The following is a 14,373-nucleotide window of genomic DNA, read 5'->3' as shown; positions in this document are numbered from 1 at the left end:
GTCCGCCATCCTCGCCATGGCTTCGCTTTCGGCCCAGGTGCGCGCGCCCGTCTCTTCGATGAGCCCAGCAATACGCTCGACTTCCGCCGGCGTCCAAGGAGCCTTCTGCGCCAACGCCGCAGTCAATTCATCGCCCGCCCGGGTGTCAGAGGCGAGGGCGAATACGATTGGTGCTGTTCGCTTTCGCGCGATCAGATCAGAGCCGACATCTTTTCCGGTGCGCTCGTCACCCCAGATCCCTTGTACGTCGTCATGCAGTTGGAATGCGATTCCCAGCTCTTGCCCGAAGCGTTCGAATGCTTTCGAGTGCGCGGGAGGGGCGTCCGCGATCGAGGCCCCTAATCCTGAAGCGCATGCGAGCAGCGCTCCTGTCTTGCCGGCGATCATCCCCATCGAGTCGGACAAGGTGATGCCCGGCTCGCTTTCATGGGCGAGGTCTTCTGATTGCCCAACGCACATCGACAGAATTGCGTCGATAAAGGAATCGATGTACGAGGTTCCGCGGGGATGGTGTTGTTGGTTGACCAGCTTGATTGCCGCAAACGCGAACAGGTCGCCGACAAGGAGTGCCTTCGGGCGACCGAATACGGTCCACGTCGTCGCGCGGTTTCGGCGGGTGCGACCGCTGTCCATAATGTCGTCGTGTAGAAGCGAGAATTCATGGACAAGTTCCAAAGCTGCGGCCAAGGGCACGGCCTTTTCGCGAGCTGTAGGTCCGCCGACACTCTCCGCCGCCGCGAGGAGCACCGCGGGGCGCAAGCCCTTCCCTCGCGCGTTTGATGGTGCGCCTGCTGCATCCCACCAGCCGAGGTGGTAGCCAGCGACGTGTGCCATCTCATCCGGAAGTGATTCAACGACAGCCACGAGGTCCGCTTGAATCCTCACACGCGCGTCAGCAAACTCCTCGGCGAGGCGTGCGGCATCAACCTTTGAGAGGCGACCAGGCGTGTTCATTCAGACCTCCGCTGCTCGGGGTCGATCGATCTCGGTCACGAAATGGCGAAACGCGCTTTCGACACGATCGCCAGGGCGAAACTCCCTATATCGGCCGCTGTTGACCATCCAATGAAAGTTCGTTTCCGCCCATCGCATGAGCGTTCGGCCGACCCTGCGCATCTGATCGCGGTGATAGGCGTCCGGTTGCTGCAAGAGGCTGGAGGTCATCAGCGTGTTCTGCGCTGAAATGAGCTCGTCGAGCCTGATCGTCAGCAACTGCTCAACGAGACTCGCAGCCTCAAGCAAGGAAAGGTTGAGATCAAATGCGAGGACGATCACAAGATTGTGTGTGTCCTCCTGGCCGGACTCCTTCGAGAGGGAATACAAATCATTGGTCAAACACACAACCTCGTTAGCAAGCTTGCGGACGGCCAGGTAATCGACGTGCTGCGCAGCATTGTCAGGCATGGCGTTCCACGTGGTTACTTCCGCTAGATCAAACGCCAAGTCCATGCCGCTTGAACCCAGCCGGTGCTCGCGAAACTGTGCAACGTTCAGCCGGTGTCCTGAAGCGCGGTTCGTGAGTTCCAGTTCGAGGGCGCCAAGGTGCTCGTCCAGATGTGTGCGAAATCGTTCCTGCCACGACGTCGTCGTGTGTTGGGCGGTACGGGACCAAAGGTCTGAGAGGGCAACCGCGACCGGATGTGGCGATGTGTCGACGTGGAGCCGCGGCGTTGGCGATGAGCGCACGACATCTTTGAGGGTGGCAAAGAGCTCTTCCCACAGGTTCGGGTTCTTCCCGAGCTCACCGTTGTCAACTGTGTCGTCGAGCGCAAGTGCCCATGCCATCCAGCTCGCTTCGAGTGTCAGGTCGATCGTTGCTGCCTGAGGGTGGATCCCGACTGCAAGATAGCCGAGGTCAATCGACAGCAGTCGGCGCTGCGCTGCACTGTCGGGTGTTAGCTCTACCCGCGAAGCCCATTCTCCGAGACTGTGATTGATGCTTGATACCTGGTCGAGGCCAAGCATGCTAGAGGACCGGCTTCGTGCCGCGAACGATAAATGTGGTGAAGGTAGAGAAGAACAAGCCTCTCCCCTCAGCGGCGCGGAGGTCGTCCCACCACAGCGCAATCTCAGGCACACCAGAGTGGAATTCGGACGACTCGAGTTCCGCGCCGATCACCATGTTGAACCATTCGAAATCGAGAATGACGGTGTGTGGTGTGACCGTCACGTCCTCCAGCCCTCGCTCGCGATACAGGCGAGGTAGCTCCCGTCCAGCCCAACCACCGGCGACGCTTTCTGTCATGTGATCAGTGATCTTTTGGGTGAGCTGATGGTTCGGGTGGTCAATGATGGTGCTTCCGCCGTCGACCTCCATGCCCACAATGGCACCGCCTGGGCGCGTCACGCGGATCATCTCGTCAACAGCCTTGCCACGGTCTGCCACGTGGAACAAGACCCGCTCTGCTCGGCACGCGTCGAACGCATTCGTTTCAAAAGGCAGATGTGTGGCATCTCCCTGCCGGAATGAAACATTCGCTGCGGATTCGCGAGCGGCCCTCTCCCCTGCTTCGCGCACCATCGCATGACTGATATCGACGCCGACAGCGGATCCATTGGGTGTATGTGATTGTGAAATTGAAATCGTGTCATCACCAGTTCCACATCCCACGTCAATCCAGTTGCTCCCTGGGTTGAGGTTGAGGCGCTGAGTGATAGCGGGTTTCGCGCTCTGGAACGTTGAGAGCGAATTCGCCTTGTCCAAGAACTCGATCAGAAAGCGAGCGTCGCTGGAATCGACTTCGGTGAAGTCACGTACTTTCGCGGGTTGATGCATGAATTTCATCACTTTCATTCGTAGGGAGGCGACGAGACCACGGGGAGCGCGTGAAGTACACGCGTGACGGTTGGGCGCCAGGGGACCTTGTGCGCGGGGACCGCCAATCTCAGGTGTGGATGATGCTCGATGAGTGCTTCGAGTGCCGCAGAGGCCTCGAGCCTGGCCAGTTGAGCGCCGAGGCAATAGTGAATGCCAAGACCAAACGAGAGATGAGCCGGATGCTCCCTTTGGATATGGAACTCTGCAGGGGTCTCGACCACGCGCGGGTCCCGGTTCGCAGCACCGATCGCCGCGAACACTTGGTCGCCCGCCGCGATGGTGACACCGCCGAGCGTGACGTTCTCCGTCGCGAAGAAGGTGACAGGTAGAGGAACTGGAGTATCGAAGCGGAGGCACTCCTCGATCGCGTTCGAAATCAGCCGCGGGTCCGACACCAAGGAGTTGAGCGCTCCGTTCTGGCGCAGGACGTGGAACATAGTGGCCGAGATGAGTGCTCCCGTGGTGTCATGCGCGGCGACGAAGACGAACTTCGCGGTAGCAAGCAGCTGGGCGGGCGTGATTTCGCCCGCGTCCCGTGCGGCAATCAGAGTAGCTAGTAGGTCGTGATTCGCGTGGGGACTGTGCCTTTCGATGAGGGCGCGAAAGTAGTCCTCAAGTTGGGCCATACCGGCGTCTGCTGTCGTTCGCGCAGACTGATCCTTCGGCATGAGCATCAGGTCATATGACCAGCGTGCAAGCTGCGGAAGATCGTCCGTGGGGACACCCATGAGATGAGCTGAGACCTGCAATGAAAGGGGCGATGCAAAATCGGCCACGAGGTCGAACTGAGTTGCTCCGTCGAGTCGAGCCAGTAGCTGTTCGATGGTTTCGGTGATGAAAACCCGCAACTCACGCAACCGGTTCGGAGTGAGCCCTCGAGCGACTGCCTTGCGAATCCACGTGTGCTCAGGCGGGTCCGTCGCCAGAATCGAGTCCGCGAAGCTCTCGACCGTTCTGGAGTGGGTTGCCTCGATCGTTTGCCTCGCTGTGACCGCTGCATTCCGTGAATCGACGCTGAAGCGGGCATCCGTCAGCACGCGCACGACGTCCGCGTGTCGAGTGATCATCCACGCATCGAGCCCCTCAGCGTTTCGGACTCGGCACACAGGGGATGCTTCTCTGAGCGGATCCACCAGCTCGTACGGATCGAGCATCTGGTTCAGATGGGCGGGAATCTCCAACGAATCTTGCACGCCTAGACCCTTCACAACACAGTGACATTTATGCCATGTAACCATTAAATCTACTGACATGTGAGACTGTGACATATGAGGTCACTTCTGAACCTGGATCAGATCGAACCCGTCAGCGAGATAGACGTTGTGGTGATTGGTCGTGGCGTCGCAGGGCTCCTGACGGGGCTCGTTTATGCCAGGCAGGGAAAGCAGGTCGCGATCTTGGAACGCGACCGTCCGGCTGATGATTCGCAGCCGAGGCGGGGAGTTCCGCAGTCCCACCACCTGCATGTGCTCCTCGATCGTGGCCGGCATGAGTTGGACACGCTGCTCCCCGGAATTGGCGAACAACTTCAATCAGACGGCGCCCGATTGCTCGATGCGGCGCATGACCTTGACACACGTTCATGGATCGGCTGGAGCCAAAGGCATCGCCGGAGTCGCCGGAAACTACTCTCGTGCACGCGGGGACTCTTCGAATCCACCCTTCGCAAACGCGTTCTCCTCGAAGTCGAGCGAGACGGACTGAACCTCACCATTCACGATGAATCACCTGTTCAAGGGATAGTTGTCGCTCACGGACGTGTGGTCGGTGTGCGTGTCGCGGGAAGCGCCGCTTCCGAGGCAGTCGACGTTCGCGCACGACTCGTCGTGGACGCAAGCGGGCGTTCGTCCCGAACTGCACGATGGCTGCACGAAACAGGTACCGGCCTGCTCGAGTACGAAACGATCGATCCAAATCTTAGGTACGCGAGTTGCTTCCTGCACGCGCCCGCTCTCGACCATGGCACGTACATCTTTCCCACTCCTGGGATTGCGCGAGGAGGCGTGCTCCTTCCCGTCGAGAACGGCCTTGCAGTGGTGACCGTCTACGGCTCGCACGGGGAACATCCCGGCATCTCACGCGCATCATTTCGCGAGTTCCAGACCTCGCTCGCGAGCACACAGATAGCGGAGCTCACGGCCCACCTCTCTCCACTCACACGCATTCGAGGGTTCGCGGCAACAGCGAACCGCAGACTCGTTCCGAAGACCTCACGCTTGCCGAGTGGTTTGCTGCTACTCGGGGACTCGCTATGTGCGTTCAATCCCGTCTACGGGCAAGGCATGACAGTTGCGATTCTCCAGGCGCAACTCATCGCCCGCCTGGGTGAGCGCCAAGCGGATCCGCTGAATGATCGGTTCGTCAGAAGAACCCAAACTCGGTTGTGGCATTCCACCCAACCAGCTTGGTCGCTCGCGGTGTCGGGCGATCGCCAGCACTCACCGCGCCGAGGGATTTGGAACTCGATCGACAGAGTGAACGCCTGGTTCGTCGATCGGGTACGTGGTCACGCCGCGAGCAACAGCGGAGTAAGCGAACTCTTCTGGGACGTCGCATCGCTGTCTTTGCCGCGCCGAGCGCTCATGACACCACAACGCATGTTTCAGCTCATGCGGCGACCACAAGTCGGATTGGCTGGCCCCCCACCGCGACCTGACGGCGACAAGGCCCAGGCCTGAGAAAAAATTCGCGCCTCGCACGCCGCCGCACATCTCGAACGACAACGGATCGGGAGCGGAACTCACGGACGTGCTGTGAGACGGCTGACCTGGTGAATGGAGAGAGAGCTGATGGCAGCCACTGGGCTGGAGATGGTTGTTCTTCTTGACGAAGAGGGGCAGCCGATTGGGACCGCGAACAAACACGAGGTACACACAGCGCACACCCCGTTACACGCAGCGTTCAGCTGTTACGTTTCGAACAGTGACGGGCAACTGCTACTCACGCGCCGGTCACTGTCCAAGAAGACCTGGCCTGGCGTTTGGACAAACTCATTTTGCGGGCATCCCGGTCCAGGTGAGGTGATCGAGAAGGCAATCACTCGTCGCGCTCGTGACGAACTTGGTATCTCGCTCCAGAACGTCGAGCTAATCCTTCCCAATTTTCGGTACCGAGCTGTCGATGCGGGGGGCATCGTTGAAAACGAAATATGCCCCGTCTACCGCGCAACGACAACGATGACACCGGTGCCGGTAGCAGCCGAGATCGCTGAGTGGAGATGGGTGAACGAGTCGCAGCTTCGTGGCGCTGTGCGTAACGCCCCGTTTGCTTTCAGCCCATGGTTAGATTTGCAGCTCGGCCGCCTCCCTGAACGCCTCTGAGTGCTTTCAACGACACCTACCCAGAAGCCAGCACACGTGCGCGTCACGACTCGCGCCAAGCCCATGGCTCACACCCTTTCAGCAGCCGACAACTCGCCCGACATACCGCACCCAACAGATGCAGTACCAGCTCGTAACGCCACTGGCGTGCGGCGGTACCTAATCCGGGACCTGGGGGCAGCGGAAGGGCTGCAGCCCCGACCCCCAAACCGCCCCGGGTCTGCAGGTCTGATGTGTCCTCTATCGCGCACCGGCGCCTGGGCCACCGATGATGCACTGTCCCGGCTGGACGCGGGCTTCCATCTCCCACGCGTCGATCTGCACCCGAACCGAACCGGGCTGCGGTCCGGGCTCAGCGCACCCAGCAAGCACCAGCGGCGGCCAACACCACCAAACACCAGACAGCCCGCGTCATGGCATGTTCCTCTCTTCCGCCGCTCAAATCAGCGACGTCTCTTGCTCTCTACGCCCGACTATTGGGCGTTGTGGGGTAGCAACGGGAGTTCGCGATCAGCCGGAGCCGTTGATCAGAACCGTCGCCGACCAAGGTCATCTCGACTGCCAGGAGCGACCGGCCGACCAACCGAATCCGGCGCCCCTCGGAGTTACCGATGGCAGTGATCTTGATGTACCAGTCCGCACTCGCTGGGAACTCGGCCTCGAGCACGTCTAACCATCGGTCAGGCACAAACGATTCGTTCAGGCGGTAGTCGCGTTCGAGGGTTGATTGCGACCCGTGCCCTTCCCGTGGGCACACGGCAGATGTTGTCTGATCAGCGCGGCGATGAACGTCTCCGGGCCGGAGGGTGGAGTCGATCCGCGCGTACAACTCTGTGACCTCGTGCATTGCGTCAGCCTCGTTGGCTGGGCTATTGGGAGGCAGGAGCAGCGTCGCCCCCCAGGCGCCGGCCAGCAGCACCCCGACCATTGCCGCATACACGACGAACTTCCCTGCCGGTGAACGCTGCCCCATCTGACCACTTTCTCCAATGTGATTCCTCAGGCGATCGGACACCACCGTGAGCGCTTATCGCGAGCATCTGCATGACGGCGGTGTCCGATCAGGTCACCCAATCACCGTGACGATGCCCTGCGTGTTGTAAATCGCGCATGCCTGCCGCTTGAATGCATCCGTCGTGCGCTCGAAAATGCGGTAGCAGGTGTCGTTCGTCGTCACCCATGTCACGCAGCGCGCCTGATACTCGTAGGCACACACCTTGCGCGGGGAAATCTCGGTAGCTGACGCGGGAGCAGCCGCCAACCCAAGCAGCGCCCCCAAGGCAACTACTGCCGTCGCCGCGAGTGCCATGAAACGGGACCGAACCTTCACAAGTTTCTCCTTTGAACTATGAATCGCGCCTGAGGAGCAAGCCCCGAGCAGCCACAGGCCAACGGTAGGTACACGGAACCTCACACACGTCCCGTGAGACAGGAATGCAGTAGGGACTCGCGCGACTTGCGTAATCCGAAGCGCTGGGGATGTGTCGTGCCGGCGTTTTCACGGACGTCGCACCGCGCACGATCGAACGCAACACCCACTGCCTCACTCAACGATCACCGCAGGGTAGGTGGAGTCCGCGCCCGATGAAGGCGAGCGAAACGACTGCGCCCGGCACGATTCGGCCGACTCGGATCGAAAGCATCAAGGCTGAGGGTCAGAACTACGAGGCGGCAACGGCGGCCCTGCGTGCGCTCGGTCCCGACGCGTATGCGCCACACGCTACGTCTGTGGCCAGCCGCCGGTGCCCCTCAGCCGAGCGGCGTAGCGTGCGCACATGGGTGAGGTGTTGCATCTGCCGATCGAATTCTGCGAACCGTGGTTCACGACTGAGCCGCAACTGCACAGTTGGGAGCCGTTACCCCGCGCGGTTCCGTCCGAGCGCCCAGGTGCTCCATCAATCGCCGTAGACGTACACGCGATCTCGAACGAGGAGCGAGGCGTCGGAATGGCCGGCTCTGTGCTCCGAAATCCAGATCGGCCGGTGCTCCTGGCTCGAGGGATACCACTGCCTCCGCCAGTGTCCCTGCACCATCCATTGGACCTCGCGGGGGTGCGCGGCACCATCCTTCTCGCCCGATCCGCGTTCAGAGCGGGCGGCGACATGGACGACGCTGACGTCTGGTCGCGCGCGGTCGCTCGACGAGCCTCCGTGCTGAACCGATCCGATTTCGCGGCCATGAGGCCGTTCTCGGTCGTCTAGGTCGTACTCACGGCGGCAAACCGCTCGAATGTCATCGATGAGCGGTGAGCGCCGCGCTCGGGGACCGCGCAGGGAGCCGTTGACTGCGCCGGTGTGCTCTTCTTCGTGGCTTGTAATCCTGAGCTTCGCGTTTCGCCCTTCGCCGATGCGGATCAGCCCGAGTCGAGTGAAAGCCACAGCGTGTTCGCTGGTGTGCGACCAAGACAGGAGTCTGGCTCCCCAGCGCTGCTCGGCAGTGAGGAACAGTGCAACGCCGCTCGGCCGAGGCAGGTCAAGCTCGCCACCGGTGAACGGGGACGACGGGAGGGGTTTGAACATGGCGAAGTACCGGTGCTTTGTCGCAGCACCGATCGCGGCTCCGATCTGTGGGGCTGAGCGCTGAAGGCCGTCAAGCAGAAGCGCCAAAAGCTCCGGCATCGCTGACGGAAGCTCTTCAAGAAGGCTCGCGGCCGCCCCGGCGGTCACACGGGGAAGGGTCACCGCCGGCTCGGCTGGCTGGCGTTCCACCCTTGGATATCCGGCCGCATGCAGGGCGGTGGAGAGCCGGTGCGCAACCGGCGCCTGAATCGAGCTGCTTGGGCCCCTGACGTACTCGCCCATATCTTTCAGCAAGCGCAGAGCGATCTTGGAATTGACGCGGTGCGCACTCGCAATCTCGTGGACGCGCGGCTTCGCAACCATGACGCTACTCGGCCGGCTCGACGAGGGCCGGCCCGTCCTGCCCGACCTTGAACGGGCGCACCGAGTAGACGTCGAGTTGTTCGGCGATCGGGAGGGCCGCCTTCACGGCCTCGTCGACCATCGCCTGGTCGCCGACGAGCGACTGGTCAAGCCACCAGTCCCACAGGTCTCGTGGCAGCGGCACCGGGGACCGGTCATGGATGCCCACGAGCTCGTCCACGGCATCGGACGTGAGGATCGTCGCGGTCAGCGTCCACCTGGTGTCGTCGTCTTCAGACTTCGAACGGTCGAGCCACCAGGAGTAGAGGCCGGCGACGCCCAGTGTTTCACCATCCGGGTGGTGGATGAAGTGCGGCACCTTCGCGCCCTTCTCCCCCGTCCACTCGAACCAGCCATCCATCGGCACGATCGCACGGTGCGACTTCAACGGTGTGCGCCAGGTGTTCTTCTCCGCGATGCCCTCGGAACGGGCGTTGAACGTCGGGAACTTGAGCTTGAGCCCCTTGCTCCAACCGGGCACGAGCCCCCACCGAGCCGGTTCAAGGCGCCGCCCGTACGCCTCAGACTCGGGGAGCTTCGCTTCCACGAGTACCGGGATCGTCGCCGTCGGCGGGATATTGAACGACGGGCGCCACCCGGTGAAGTCACCCTCGAGCGCGCCGACCGCGGCCGCGAGATCCGCAGGCCGCTCCTTCAGCGTGAACCGACCACACATGCTGCGAGGCTACCCCGCGGCACCGCTCCGCGGGGCGTTTCAGCGCCCGCTTGTACCAGTCCTAGTCATCAGTCATGATCTTGCCGTTGTCCTCGAGCCAAACACGCTTTCCTGCGCTGATCTGACTCGCGATATTGCTGAGGTCGGGTTCAGTGATGGACGCGCCGTTCCCGACGCTGTTCCACGCCCCTGACAAGGCGACCTTGATGGTCTCGACAGGCTGCCCAGAGTATGAGTCCGAAACCCCTTCAAGCGCCGCCTTCAGCTTGTTCATCTGCTCAGCCATCTGGCGAGGGAAGTCCGGATTCATCTGAAACGTCATGCGCACAGTGTGCCCGAGCGCGCCGACACAGCGTCAGCGCGGCTCGCACGAGCGCGGCACTCCCAGAACCAACTCAACTCGCCCGCACGATCGCGAGCTCATCCCAGTGGGTCGTGTACCGCGGCGAGAGCTGCTCGCGGCGCATCTTCCACACCGGGCCACCCTTGAGGCCGGCCATGCCGACGCCGACCGCTCCCCTACCCTGCTTCCGGTTCACCTGGTCGAGGAGCTGGCCGAGGTTGCGTTGCTCGAACGCCGGCACGAACGGGTCGAGCATCGCGTGCGACGCCTTCGGCGTGATATCGATGAGCACGATCCCGGCGCGCACGTACCAGGCGCCATCGACGAGCTGGTCCTCGAGCGCGGCGATCGCCGCCTTCGTGAGGGTGATCGGGTCGTCGGCCGGCACGGGCAGCCGCACAGTGCGGTAGTGGCTGACGTACGGGCGTGGGCTGTGCATGCTGGTTGCGGCGAACACCTGCAGCTGCTTCGCCACGCTCCCCTGCTTCCGGAGCCGGCGGGACGCTTGCTGCGCGTAGATCGAGAGCGCCTGCCGCATCTCGGCGCGGGTCTTCACGGGCTGTCCGAACATCCGCGAGTAGATCAGCTGGTCCTTCGCGGAGCGTTCCTTCTCGAACGGGATGCAGGACGTGCCGCGAAGCTCGTACACGGTGCGCTGCAACACAACGCTGAACTTCTTACGGATCAGCTTCGGGTCAGCGTCACGCAGCTCACGCGCGGTGTGCACGTCGAGCTCAGCCAGCCGCTTCTTCGTGCGGCCGGCGACACCCCAAAGCTCGTCGACCTCAAGGGAGTCGAGAATCCTCGTCTTCTGTTCATCTGGGTAGACGTCCCAGTGCACCACTCCCCCGAGTTGCCTGTGCTTCTTCGCACCCTTGTTCGCAACCTTCGCGAGCGTCTTCGACGACGCGATCCCGACACACACCGGAAGCCCGACGTACTTCGCGACGTCGGCACGGATCCGGCGGCCGAGCTCAGTGAGCTGGTCGACATCGCCGGCGAGGCCGATGAACGACTCATCGATCGAGTACACCTCCTGCCACGCACTATGCCTGGCCAGGAGTTTCATGACGCGCGCACTCAGATCGCCGTAGAGCTCGTAGTTCGACGAGCGGTGCCAAAGCCCCCACCGGGGCGCCTGCGCGGCGAGCTGGAACCACGGAGTTCCCATCTCGATCCCGAGCTGCTTCGCCTCATCGCTACGAGCGACCACGCATCCGTCGTTGTTACTGAGCACGACCCCGGGCCGGCCGACGAGCCGCGGGTCGAAGACCCGCTCACAGGACACGTAGAAACTGTTCACGTCAACGAGCGCGATCCGCCGCGGTCCACGGCTAGACATGCTGGTGATGAATGTTCGCCGTCACCACACCCCAGATCGAGGCCTCCGAACCCTCGGCAACCTCGATATCCGGATAGGCCGGATTCTCCGCGCACAACATCAGCTGACCACGGCGCGAGTCCAGCCGCTTCAACGTGAGCTCGGCGTCGATGACGGCGACCACGACGTGCCCGGGGCGAGGATCGATCGCACGGTCGACCAGGATCTCGTCACCGTCGTAGATCCCGGCCCCGATCATCGAGTCCCCCGCCACCCGCACGATAAACGTCGACACCGGATCCTTGATCAGGTGCTCGTTCAGATCAACCGGGCCACCGTAGTAATCCTGCGCCGGTGACGGGAACCCCGCGCTCACCGCGATCGGGGCCGCGTGTGCCAACAGGCGAGACGTGTCGACGACACTCAAAGGAGCCAGGACAGCGAGCATGGGGAACTCCTCGCCAGATTCGAACTAATGTTCGAATCGTACGCTCACCACTCCCCCGCCGCGAACTTGATTTCGTCCTCCCGCCATGCTGGTTCGAACGATCCGCCCCGCGTAGTCGATCTCACCCTGGGGTTCTTAGTGCCGCGGCGAGCTACTGTAGCGCGGCTCTCAATGCGGCTTGTACGAATGCCGGCACCGTCGTTCCTTCGGTCTCAATTCGCTGCCTTAGCTGCTCGAGCGTGTTGTCGTCGAGTCCCCATAGTCCTTCGATTGCGTACTCCGCGAGATCGCGTTGTGTGAGCGTCATGTACTTGTCGGGCTGTAGTTCGCCGACGAGCGAGAGGAACTTGACTCGCTGTGCCAGGTCGGATCTGATGCGCGAGTTGAACTGAGTGGTTGCTCCGCCCGCGGGGGCAGGCATGCTCGACGCGACTGGTGCCGCTGGCGCGTCCTGGGTCTGCCTCTTCTCGGCCTTCTGTGGGCGTGCCTGCTTTGCCTTTGTGACAGGGGGTGCTGTCGTTGGGGTTGTGGGCACGGCAGGCGTGGTGGCTGCTGGCTTCGGGTCTGTAGCGGCGGGCGTCGGTGCTGGCGGAGCCACGAAGTCGACGGGGTCAATTCCCTCGTCGGGAGCTGGGCGTGGGACTCGCTTCAGCGAGGACGGCCGGTCCGGAAGTGTGCTGCTCATTTGATATCCCTCCCGAGAATTTCGCCGGTGATCTTCTTGTAGGCGCTCAGAATGCTTGCACCCTTGCGGTAGTCGCCGTACCAGGCTCCGGCCATTCTGACTTCTGCAACGATCGCGAGCTGTTGCACGAGGTCTCCCAGCTGTGGACCTTCCTCGCGCAGCCGGTTAATCGCCTCGACTTCGGGGATGCTGAGGAACCCCTGCCTGTCACGCGTGACGATGATGCCCGATTCCTCGAGCTGCGCGGGCGCACCGATTCGCTCCCGATTTCGTTTGAACTGTGCAACGCTCACCCGGGCGCCGGCCACACCGTCGACTCCATCACCGCTTGCCTTTGCCGCATAGACGATCTTGTCTGCTGCCGTCAGCGCTGAGAGGGTGAGCGGGCCGCCTTGCCTATTCGGGCAGTCAATGACGACGAGGTCGGCGTCGAGTCCTTCGAGCGAGGCCTTTAGGCGCACCTCGATGTGATCCGAGCGATCTGCTTCGCGGTTTGAGACAGCACGAGCTGAGGGAATTGCGCGCAGGTTCTCGCTGAAAGTGGTCGGTACTGCGAGCTGCTCGGCCCATCCCTCGGAGTCCTCGGCACCCAGGATCGCGCCGACGTGTAGACCATCACCAACTGGCTCGACATCCAGCCACTTCGTTGCAGCGCCGCGAGGATCCAGGTCAATCAGCACGGTCCGAAGACCGTCGCGAGCGGCGCACACCGCGACTGAGACCGCGCCAGTGGTCTTAGCCACTCCCCCACTTTCACTGTAGACAGCCACAACATCCATTGAGTTGCTCCAAATAGTCAGGACGATCGACCACAACGCGCTAGCAGTCTATTCAGATAGGCAGCTAGTGAGCTAGCTAGCACGCCGGTAGGTCGTTAATTCACTGCAACGCTAGCACGCTATCCCGCTATCTCCCTATCTGCCTATCTGCCTAACTGCCTATCTAGCGTGCTAGCTAGATAGCGCCATGCCTATCTAGCTAATTACATAGCTATCTATCGAAAGAGCAGAAGCAGCGTGTTCAGGTCTCCGCAGCGCTCACCTAGGCGACACAGAGTACGACAGAGTATTGAAGGTCGTTGCCCGAAGTATCCAGGCGCAATGAGGTCGTTTGTGGTGGGTCCTTGGGTTGGCGCCCGATCTGGGGGCGTCGACGCTCTTGCGGGGCCTCTGGGGGGAGGGCCAACATAAGCCCCAACGCAGTGCAAGTTCAGGTCCCGAGCAAAGGACACTCGAATGTCGCCCGAAACGCCCACAACGGGAGCAACACCGGCTCCTCCTCGCAATCCCTGGGTCGCACTCGTCGTCGTCATAGTGCTTGCAGCGCTGGCAGTCGTGACCATCCTTCTTCTCCCGATCCCGGAGGGTGCGACGGGCAAGACGTCCGCTGATCTTCTGGCGGTACTCGCGGCAGTTGTTTCTCCGATCGCTGCGGTCGGTGCGGCCTACTACGGCATCCAGGTCGCCCAGAACGCTGCGACGACGGCGCAAAACAGCGCGGCCCAGGCCGATCAAAGGGCGAACAACGCGCAGGCACAACTCACCGCGACCCAGCAAGATCTCAATATGGCCCTTAGGGCTCTGGCAGCAAACAACCTCGACATCAACGGGAACCAGCTCTAACCCCACAGTAAACACAACAGCGGTTCGCGCATCCGCCACTGTGCGGGACGATCAGGGGTTCGGGTCACGAGACCGGCATCTGGACGCACGGAGAGCACGAAATGATGGAGCGGCCCGGCGAGGCTTCGCTTCTCGAGGCAACGTCGAGGGAGGAGCTGAGAGATTCCTGGCTCGTAACCCGGCGACGCTTGCCTACGGAGCAAAATTGCGTACCCCACA

General features: G+C 62.0%; 15 protein-coding genes. 3 read left to right on the top strand and 12 right to left on the bottom strand.

What is annotated here, in order from left to right; translation table 11 throughout:
* From ACFVTR_RS18950 to ACFVTR_RS18935, 4 genes are all read right to left on the bottom strand, one after another.
* Window positions 1-954: polyprenyl synthetase family protein (locus ACFVTR_RS18950; RefSeq protein WP_387039867.1), on the bottom strand; the 954-nt coding region annotated here is incomplete at its 3' end.
* Window positions 955-1,965, bottom strand: coding sequence for a terpene synthase family protein (locus tag ACFVTR_RS18945; protein ID WP_387039865.1), 1,011 nt, complete (start codon window positions 1,963-1,965; stop codon window positions 955-957). It lies immediately after the preceding gene.
* A gap of 1 nt (window position 1,966) precedes the next feature.
* A complete protein-coding gene (locus ACFVTR_RS18940) occupies window positions 1,967-2,785 on the bottom strand; it encodes a methyltransferase domain-containing protein (protein ID WP_387039863.1) in 819 nt (272 codons plus the stop codon).
* A 5-nt stretch (window positions 2,786-2,790) separates the two neighbouring features.
* Window positions 2,791-4,011 (bottom strand): cytochrome P450, encoded by a 1,221-nt coding sequence (locus ACFVTR_RS18935; RefSeq protein WP_387039862.1) that lies wholly within the window; start codon window positions 4,009-4,011, stop codon window positions 2,791-2,793.
* Between the two features lie 75 nt (window positions 4,012-4,086).
* On the opposite strand from ACFVTR_RS18935, the gene ACFVTR_RS18930 reads away from it, so the two are divergent.
* Complete coding sequence (locus ACFVTR_RS18930) at window positions 4,087-5,496, top strand: FAD-dependent oxidoreductase (protein ID WP_387039860.1); 1,410 nt, start codon at window positions 4,087-4,089, stop codon at window positions 5,494-5,496.
* A gap of 111 nt (window positions 5,497-5,607) precedes the next feature.
* Entirely contained in the window at window positions 5,608-6,138 is a 531-nt protein-coding gene (idi, locus tag ACFVTR_RS18925; RefSeq protein ID WP_387039858.1) for an isopentenyl-diphosphate Delta-isomerase, read from the top strand.
* Between the two features lie 463 nt (window positions 6,139-6,601).
* On the opposite strand, the gene ACFVTR_RS18920 is transcribed toward idi, so the two are convergent.
* The 8 genes from ACFVTR_RS18920 to ACFVTR_RS18885 form a co-directional block, all read right to left on the bottom strand.
* Window positions 6,602-7,111 carry a hypothetical protein gene (locus tag ACFVTR_RS18920; RefSeq protein ID WP_387039856.1) on the bottom strand — a complete coding sequence of 170 codons (510 nt, stop codon included), beginning with the start codon at window positions 7,109-7,111 and terminating at the stop codon, window positions 6,602-6,604.
* Between the two features lie 93 nt (window positions 7,112-7,204).
* Entirely contained in the window at window positions 7,205-7,468 is a 264-nt protein-coding gene (locus ACFVTR_RS18915; RefSeq protein WP_387039854.1) for a hypothetical protein, read from the bottom strand.
* 565 nt (window positions 7,469-8,033) lie between these two features.
* Entirely contained in the window at window positions 8,034-9,020 is a 987-nt protein-coding gene (locus tag ACFVTR_RS18910) for a hypothetical protein (protein ID WP_387039852.1), read from the bottom strand.
* Between the two features lie 4 nt (window positions 9,021-9,024).
* Complete coding sequence (locus ACFVTR_RS18905; protein WP_387039850.1) at window positions 9,025-9,735, bottom strand: SOS response-associated peptidase; 711 nt, start codon at window positions 9,733-9,735, stop codon at window positions 9,025-9,027.
* Between the two features lie 61 nt (window positions 9,736-9,796).
* Complete coding sequence (locus tag ACFVTR_RS18900) at window positions 9,797-10,057, bottom strand: hypothetical protein (protein ID WP_387039848.1); 261 nt, start codon at window positions 10,055-10,057, stop codon at window positions 9,797-9,799.
* 73 nt (window positions 10,058-10,130) lie between these two features.
* Window positions 10,131-11,420: a Y-family DNA polymerase gene (locus tag ACFVTR_RS18895; protein ID WP_387039846.1), complete on the bottom strand. Its 1,290-nt coding sequence runs from the start codon at window positions 11,418-11,420 to the stop codon at window positions 10,131-10,133.
* Window positions 11,413-11,847: a LexA family protein gene (locus ACFVTR_RS18890; protein ID WP_387039844.1), complete on the bottom strand. Its 435-nt coding sequence runs from the start codon at window positions 11,845-11,847 to the stop codon at window positions 11,413-11,415. The genes ACFVTR_RS18895 and ACFVTR_RS18890 overlap by 8 nt, the downstream gene beginning before the upstream one ends.
* Window positions 11,848-12,528: 681 nt before the next feature.
* Entirely contained in the window at window positions 12,529-13,311 is a 783-nt protein-coding gene (locus ACFVTR_RS18885; RefSeq protein WP_387039869.1) for a ParA family protein, read from the bottom strand.
* 456 nt (window positions 13,312-13,767) lie between these two features.
* Here ACFVTR_RS18885 and ACFVTR_RS18880 point away from each other — a divergent pair, with 456 nt between their 5' ends.
* Window positions 13,768-14,154, top strand: a complete 387-nt coding sequence (locus ACFVTR_RS18880) for a hypothetical protein (protein WP_387039842.1) — start codon at window positions 13,768-13,770, stop codon at window positions 14,152-14,154.
* The last annotated feature ends 219 nt before the right edge of the window (window positions 14,155-14,373 follow it).

The sequence above is a fragment of the Agromyces sp. NPDC058126 genome (assembly GCF_042884595.1).
In the GTDB taxonomy this organism is placed as follows: Bacteria; Actinomycetota; Actinomycetes; order Actinomycetales; family Microbacteriaceae; genus Agromyces.
The sequence above is the reverse complement of the archived record's forward strand: the minus strand, read 5'-3'. Positions and strand labels throughout refer to the sequence as shown.

Coding starts and splice junctions, on each gene's coding strand:
- ACFVTR_RS18945 (WP_387039865.1), bottom strand. CDS start 1,965: ATGCTTGGCCTCGACCAGGTATCAAGCATCAATCACAGTCTCGGAGAA.
- ACFVTR_RS18940 (WP_387039863.1), bottom strand. CDS start 2,785: ATGAAATTCATGCATCAACCCGCGAAAGTACGTGACTTCACCGAAGTC.
- ACFVTR_RS18930 (WP_387039860.1), top strand. CDS start 4,087: ATGAGGTCACTTCTGAACCTGGATCAGATCGAACCCGTCAGCGAGATA.
- idi (WP_387039858.1), top strand. CDS start 5,608: ATGGCAGCCACTGGGCTGGAGATGGTTGTTCTTCTTGACGAAGAGGGG.
- ACFVTR_RS18920 (WP_387039856.1), bottom strand. CDS start 7,111: ATGGGGCAGCGTTCACCGGCAGGGAAGTTCGTCGTGTATGCGGCAATG.
- ACFVTR_RS18910 (WP_387039852.1), bottom strand. CDS start 9,020: ATGGTTGCGAAGCCGCGCGTCCACGAGATTGCGAGTGCGCACCGCGTC.
- ACFVTR_RS18905 (WP_387039850.1), bottom strand. CDS start 9,735: ATGTGTGGTCGGTTCACGCTGAAGGAGCGGCCTGCGGATCTCGCGGCC.
- ACFVTR_RS18900 (WP_387039848.1), bottom strand. CDS start 10,057: ATGACGTTTCAGATGAATCCGGACTTCCCTCGCCAGATGGCTGAGCAG.
- ACFVTR_RS18895 (WP_387039846.1), bottom strand. CDS start 11,420: ATGTCTAGCCGTGGACCGCGGCGGATCGCGCTCGTTGACGTGAACAGT.
- ACFVTR_RS18890 (WP_387039844.1), bottom strand. CDS start 11,847: ATGCTCGCTGTCCTGGCTCCTTTGAGTGTCGTCGACACGTCTCGCCTG.
- ACFVTR_RS18885 (WP_387039869.1), bottom strand. CDS start 13,311: ATGGATGTTGTGGCTGTCTACAGTGAAAGTGGGGGAGTGGCTAAGACC.
- ACFVTR_RS18880 (WP_387039842.1), top strand. CDS start 13,768: ATGTCGCCCGAAACGCCCACAACGGGAGCAACACCGGCTCCTCCTCGC.